Source organism: Mesorhizobium sp. M7A.F.Ca.AU.002.02.1.1 (assembly GCF_003998535.1).
GTDB lineage: Bacteria > Pseudomonadota > Alphaproteobacteria > Rhizobiales > Rhizobiaceae > Mesorhizobium > Mesorhizobium ciceri.
Map to the genome: position 1 here is coordinate 1 of NZ_RZPB01000322.1, position 6,627 is coordinate 6,627.

Sequence of the window (6,627 nt, forward strand, 5' to 3'; positions counted from 1 at the left end):
GCCAAAGGCCTTTGCCGCGAATTTCTCGATGCGGACGGCGACATGTTTCAGCGCCGGCTGACCGGAAATGGGATCGGTCAGCGGCGCGGTCAGCGTGTCGAGCCGGCCCTTTGCCGAGAACTGATCGGTCCAGTGCATCGGCGCAAACAGGCTGCCCTGGCGCTGGCGCGCCGTCACCAGCGCGCGCACCAGCACATCACCGCGCGGGCTGGAAACGCGCGCTATGTCGGCGTCACCGATGCCGAAGCGCTGCGCATCCGCCGGGTGGATTTCGACGAAGGGCTCGGCGATGTGCTGCGAAAGCCGCGGGCTTTTCCCCGTCCGCGTCATGGTGTGCCAATGGTCGCGGATGCGGCCGGTGTTGAGGATCAGCGGATAATCGGGGCTGGTGCGGATTTCCGTGGTGGGACGGATGGCGATGAAGCGCGCCTTGCGGTCGGGTGTGAAGAAGTTGCCGTTGGCGAAGAAGCGAGCCTGGAGCCCAGTCGTGCCGACCCCTTCTGGCCAACCTCCAGCTTGAGCGCCCCCCTCTCGCCTGCCGGCCATCTCCCCCTCAAGGGGGGAGATTGGCAGCTTTGCCGACTGCTTTCGCTTTGCGACGTTGTGAATTGGCGAAGACGGCCATGACAGCCGATCTCCCCCCTTGAGGGGGAGATGGCCGGCAGGCCAGAGGGGGGCGCCTTGGCTCGGCGCTGGCCATTGGAACGGCTCAAGCGCCTCATATCCCTCCGCATCAACCCCGGCATAAGCCCCGATGTCGAAATCCCGCGCACCATCATTCTCGAAACCCGACAGCGCGGCATGCTCGGCAAACACCTCCGCCGGCGACGCGTAGGAAAACGCCTCACCAAACCCCATCCGTTTGCCCAACTCGGCAATAATCCGCCAGTCAGGCAGCGCATCTCCGGGCACGCGCAAAAAAGCGCGCTGGCGCGACACACGGCGTTCGGAATTGGTGACGGTGCCATCCTTCTCGCCCCAGGCGGCGGCGGGCAGCCGGACATGGGCGTGGCGGACGGTATCGGTCCGGGCCAGCACGTCCGACACCACCACGAACGGGCACGCCTTGATCGCCGCTTCGACGGCATCGGCGTCCGGCATCGAATCGACCGGGTTGGTGGCCATGATCCACAGCGCTTTGATGTGCCCGTCGGCAACCGCCTTGAACATCTCGACTGCCTTCAGGCCGGGCTTTCCGGCAACGGCCGGCGCGTTCCAGAAGCGCTGCACGCGGTCGCGATGATCGGGGTTTTCGATCTCCATATGGGCAGCCAGCATGTTGGCCATGCCGCCGACCTCGCGCCCGCCCATGGCGTTGGGCTGGCCGGTCACCGAAAACGGCCCTGCCCCTGGCTTGCCGATGCGGCCGGTGGCCAAATGGCAGTTGATGATGGCATTGACCTTGTCGGTGCCCGAAGACGACTGGTTCACCCCTTGGCTGTAGACGGTCACGGTCTTGGAGGTCGCCGCGAACAGGCTGTAGAACCGGTCAAGCTCGTCCTCGCTCAGGCCCGTGGCAGCGGCGACGCCAGCCAGGTCCAGCGCGGAGGCGGCGAAAAGCGCTTGCCCGAAGCCCGTCGTGTGCGTCGTGATATAGGTGCGGTCGAGCGCATTGTGCTGGCCGAGGTAGGCGAGCAGCCCGGTGAACAAAGCGATGTCGCCATCCGGCGCGATCGCCAGATGCATATCGGCAATGTCAGCGGTCATGGTGCGACGCGGGTCGACCAGCACGATCTTCATCTCCGGCCGCTTTTCCCGGGCAGCCGCGATGCGCTGGTAGAGCACCGGATGGCACCAGGCGAGATTGGAGCCGACCAGCACGATCAGGTCGGCAAGCTCCAGATCGTCATAGGTTCCGGGCACGGTGTCGGAGCCGAAAGCGCGGCGGTGGCCGGCGACCGAAGAGGCCATGCACAGGCGCGAATTGGTGTCGATATTGGCGGAGCCGACAAAGCCCTTCATCAGCTTGTTGGCGACGTAGTAGTCCTCGGTCAGCAACTGGCCGGAGACATAGAAGGCGACCGCATCGGGCCCGTGCTCGGCAATGGTTTGCGAGAAGGTCGAGGCGACGAGGTCGAGCGCCTCGTCCCAGCCGGCGCGGCGGCCGTGGATCTCTGGATGAAGCAGCCTGCCGTCGAGATCGATGGTCTCGGCCAGTGCCGAGCCCTTGGAGCAGAGCCGGCCGAAATTGGCCGGGTGGTCGGGGTCGCCGCGCACGGACACTTGCCCGTCCGCGGCGACCTTCGCCAGCACGCCGCAGCCCACCCCGCAATAGGGGCAGGTGGTCCTCACCTCGCGCGCTTCATCGATCTCCATGGGGTCAGGCCGCGCGGCTGACCAGCGCTTCCAGCGCAATGAACAGATGCTCGCCTTCGATCCGCACCGGAATGGTGCGCACCGCGCCCTCGTCGGCGCCGAGCGCCTTGCCCGTTTCCAGCGAAATCACCCAATTGTGCAAGGGACAGGTCACCGCCGCGCCGTGCACGATGCCCTGGCTGAGCGGTCCGCCTCTGTGCGGGCAATGGTCGTCGATGGCGTAGACCTGATCGTCCTGGGTGCGGAAGACCGCGATTTTTCCTTCCGGCGTGGCGACGCAGCGCGCGCCGCGGCGAGGGATGTCGGAGAGAGAGCCTATCGATATCCAGTTCATGACGCTCACTCCGCCGCCTGCGCAAAACCGACCGAAGCCATTGGCCGGAATTCGTGCTTGTCCTTGCCGGAAACGCGTTCCGACCACGGGTCGACCTGGGCGAATTTCTGGCTGAAGACGAAGCGCTCGTAATAGGCCTTGCGCTTGTCGCCATCGTCCATGATCTGGCGCTTGATCTCGGGGATGCCGATGCGCTTGGCCCATTTGTAGATGCGCTCGAGGTAGCGGCCCTGCTCGCGGTACATCTGCGTCAGCGCCACGATATGCTCCAGCGCCTCGTCCTCGGTTCTGACCAGGCCGAGTACTTCGGTGCCCTTGATGTCGAGGCCGGCCGCGCCGGCAAAATGGATCTCGTAACCGGAGTCGACGCAGATCACGCCGACATCCTTGCAGGTCGCCTCGGCGCAATTCCTGGGGCAACCCGACACCGCCATCTTGACCTTGGCCGGCGTCCACGAGCCCCACATGAATTTTTCGATGCGGATGCCGAGGCCCGTCGAATCCTGCGTGCCGAAGCGGCACCAGTCCGAGCCGACGCAGGTCTTCACCGTGCGCAACCCCTTGGCATAGGCGTGGCCGGAGACGAAGCCGGCCTGGCCGAGATCGGCCCACACCGCCGGCAGGTCTTCCTTGCGGATGCCGAGCATGTCGATGCGCTGGCCGCCGGTGACCTTGACCATCGGGATTTCAAACTTGTCGACAACGTCGGCGATGGCGCGCAGTTCAGCGGCATTGGTCACCCCGCCCCACATGCGCGGCACCACCGAATAGGTGCCATCCTTCTGGATGTTGGCGTGGACGCGCTCGTTGATGAAGCGCGACTGGTAGTCGTCGGCGTAGTCGTCCGGCCAGTCGCAGACGAGATAGTAATTGAGCGCCGGCCGGCATTTGGCGCAGCCGCAGGAGGTCGTCCATTCCAGTTCCTGCATGACGGCGGGAATGGTCTTCAGGCGCTTGGCGATGATCAGCCGGCGGACCTCGTCATGACCGAGCGTCGTGCAGCCGCACATCGGCTGCACCGCCGCTGGATTGTATTTGTCGCCGATGGTCAGCACCATCAGCTTCTCGACCAGCCCGGTGCAGGAGCCGCAGGAGGCCGACGCCTTGGTGTGGGCGCGCACGTCGTCGAGCGAGGTCAGGCCCTTGGCCGTGATCGCGCCGGTGATCTTCCCCTTGCAAACGCCGTTGCAGCCGCAGATCTCCGCATCATCCGGCAAGGCTGCAACGGCCGCCATAGGGTCCAGCGGGGCACCCCCCTGGTAGGACTGGCCGAAGATGAGCGTATCGCGCATCTCCGATATGTCGGTCTGCTTTTTCTTGAGATCGTTGAACCAGGCGCCGTCCGCCGTCTCGCCATAGAGCACGGTGCCGATGATGCGGTCGTCCTTCAGCACAAGCCGCTTGTAGACGCCGGCCGCCGCATCGCGCAGCACGATCTCCTGGCGGTCCTCGCCCTCGGCGAAGTCGCCGAGCGAGAACAGGTCGATGCCGGTGACCTTGAGCTTGGTCGGCGTGTCCATATGGACGAAGGCCGCCGCTTCGTTGCCGGCAAGCTGGCTGGCTGTGACGCGCGCCATCTCGTAGAGCGGCGCGACGAGGCCATAGACCTGGCCGTTGACCTCGGCACATTCGCCGAGCGCGTAGATGTCGGGATCGTTGCTGCGCATGCCGGCATCGACGACGATGCCCCTGTTAACGGCGATGCCGGCCTGTTTGGCCAGCGCCGAATTCGGCCTGATGCCGACGGCCATCACCACAAGCGTTGCTGGGATAATGGTGCCGTCAGCAAGTTCCACCTGTCCGACCTTGCCGTTGCCGGTGATAGCCTGTGTGTTGGCCTTGGTGATGACCTTGATGCCGCGCTGCTCCACCGCACGCTGCAAGAGATAGCCGGCGGCCGGATCGAGCTGGCGCTCCATCAAGGTCGGCATGACATGCAGCACGGTGACGTCCATGCCTTGCGCGTTGAGGCCCGCCGCCGCCTCCAGACCCAGCAGGCCGCCGCCGATGACCACCGCCTTGGCCCGCGACTGGGCAGCGAGCATCATCGCCTGCACGTCGTCGAGATCGCGATAGGTCAGCACGCCCGGCAGGTCATGGCCCGGAACCGGAATGATGAACGGTACCGAGCCGGTGGCGATGACGAGCTTGTCGTAGGGCTCGGTGACGCCGTGATCCGAGGTGACGGTCTTCGCCGTCCGGTCGATGGCAACGATCTTGTGGCCCTTGTAGAGGGTGATGTTGTTGGCGATGTACCAGCCGTCGCCATGGATGATGATCTCCTCATAGGCCTTCTCGCCCGACAGCACCGGCGACAGCATGATGCGGTCGTAATTGACGCGCGGCTCGGCGTTGAAGATGGTGACGGTGTAGCGGCCCGGAGCCTGTTCCAGCAGGTGCTCCAGCATGCGCCCGGGGGCCATGCCATTGCCGATGATGACAAGTCTTTCGCTCATGGTGCTACTCCGCGGCTTCGACGAAGCGGTGGCGTTCGTAGAGGAACTTCAGAACCGCCTCGCGGCAGCGCAGGAAGGTCCGGTCGGAAGAGAGTTCGACGCGCCGGCGCGGCCGCGCCAGCGGCACGGCAAGCACTTCGCCGATGGTCGCCGCCGGACCGTTGGTCATCATGACGATGCGGTCGGAGAGCAGCACCGCCTCGTCGACGTCATGGGTGATCATGATCGTCGTCGAGCCGAGCCTGGAATGGATGTCCATCACCGCGTCCTGCAGATGGGCCCGCGTCAGCGCATCGAGCGCGCCGAACGGCTCGTCGAGCAGCAGGATCTTCGGCTCCATCGCCAGCGCCCGGGCGATGCCGACGCGCTGCTTCATGCCCCCGGAGATTTCCGCCGGGCGCTTGTCCTTGGCATGCGCCATCTGCACGAGGTCGAGATTGCGCATGATCCAGTCATGCCGCTCGACTTTGCTCTTCGAACGGCCGAAGACCTTCGACACCGCCAGGTTGATGTTTTCGTAGACGGTCAGCCACGGCAGCAGCGAGTGGTTCTGGAACACCACGGCGCGTTCCGGTCCAGGGCTGTCGACCTCCTTGTCCTCGAGCAGCACGGCGCCGGCCGACACCTTGGTCAGCCCGGCGATCAGATTGAGCAGGGTCGACTTGCCGCAGCCGGAATGGCCGATGATGGAGACGAATTCGCCCTTGTCGATGGTCAGCCTGATGTCCTTCAACACCTCGCTGACCTGGGCACCACGCGTGAAGGATTTGTCGATATGGTCGAGCTTCAGATAGGCCGTCATCGCCCCTCTCCTCACTTTGCCGTTGTGCCGCGGGTGACGAAGGCGCCGACCGCCGCGACCAGCCGGTCGAGGCAGAAGCCGGTGACGCCGATATAGGCGAGCGCGACGATGATGTCGGGCAGCCGCGACGAGTTCCACGCATCCCAGATGAAGAAGCCGATGCCGACGCCGCCAGTCAGCATTTCAGCGGCGACGATGGCGAGCCAGGACAGGCCGATGCCGATCCTCAAGCCGGTGAAGATGTAAGGCGCGGCGGCCGGCACCATGATCTTGACGAAGAATTCGAACTGGTTGAGCCGCAGGATGCGCGAGACGTTGCGGTAGTCCTCGGGAATGTTGCGCACGCCGACCGCGGTGTTGATGATGATTGGCCAGATCGAGGTGATGAAGATGACGAAGATCGCCGACGGGCTGGAATCACGGAACGCCGCCAGCGACAGCGGCAGCCAGGCCAGCGGCGGCACCGTGCGCAGGATCTGGAACACCGGGTCGAGGCCGCGCATCGCCCAGATCGACTGGCCGACCAGCGCACCGAGCGCGACGCCGACGACCGCCGCCAGGCCGAAGCCGACGGCGACGCGCTGCAGCGAGATCAGCACGCGCCAGGCCAGACCTATATCCTGCGGGCCATTGTCGAAGAACGGATGCGCTATCAGGTCGTAGGCCTCGTTCCACACCTGGGTCGCCGACATCGAGCCTGCCGCCGCCGACCCAGGTGT

General features: G+C 65.2%; 5 protein-coding genes. All 5 read right to left on the reverse strand.

What is annotated here, in order from left to right:
• Positions 1 to 2,316, reverse strand: a 2,316-nt coding sequence (locus EN879_RS19620) for a nitrate reductase (RefSeq protein ID WP_164774473.1), incomplete at its 3' end; no start/stop codon positions are given.
• A 4-nt stretch (positions 2,317 to 2,320) separates the two neighbouring features.
• On the reverse strand, positions 2,321 to 2,650 hold the full coding sequence (gene nirD, locus EN879_RS19625; protein WP_063168698.1) for a nitrite reductase small subunit NirD: 330 nt from the start codon (positions 2,648 to 2,650) through the stop codon (positions 2,321 to 2,323).
• A 5-nt stretch (positions 2,651 to 2,655) separates the two neighbouring features.
• Positions 2,656 to 5,106 carry a nitrite reductase large subunit NirB gene (gene nirB / locus EN879_RS19630; RefSeq protein WP_024503965.1) on the reverse strand — a complete coding sequence of 817 codons (2,451 nt, stop codon included), beginning with the start codon at positions 5,104 to 5,106 and terminating at the stop codon, positions 2,656 to 2,658.
• 4 nt (positions 5,107 to 5,110) lie between these two features.
• Positions 5,111 to 5,908 carry an ABC transporter ATP-binding protein gene (locus EN879_RS19635; RefSeq protein WP_013530459.1) on the reverse strand — a complete coding sequence of 266 codons (798 nt, stop codon included), beginning with the start codon at positions 5,906 to 5,908 and terminating at the stop codon, positions 5,111 to 5,113.
• 11 nt (positions 5,909 to 5,919) lie between these two features.
• On the reverse strand, positions 5,920 to 6,627 hold a 708-nt coding region (ntrB, locus tag EN879_RS19640), incomplete at its 5' end, for a nitrate ABC transporter permease (protein WP_127274190.1).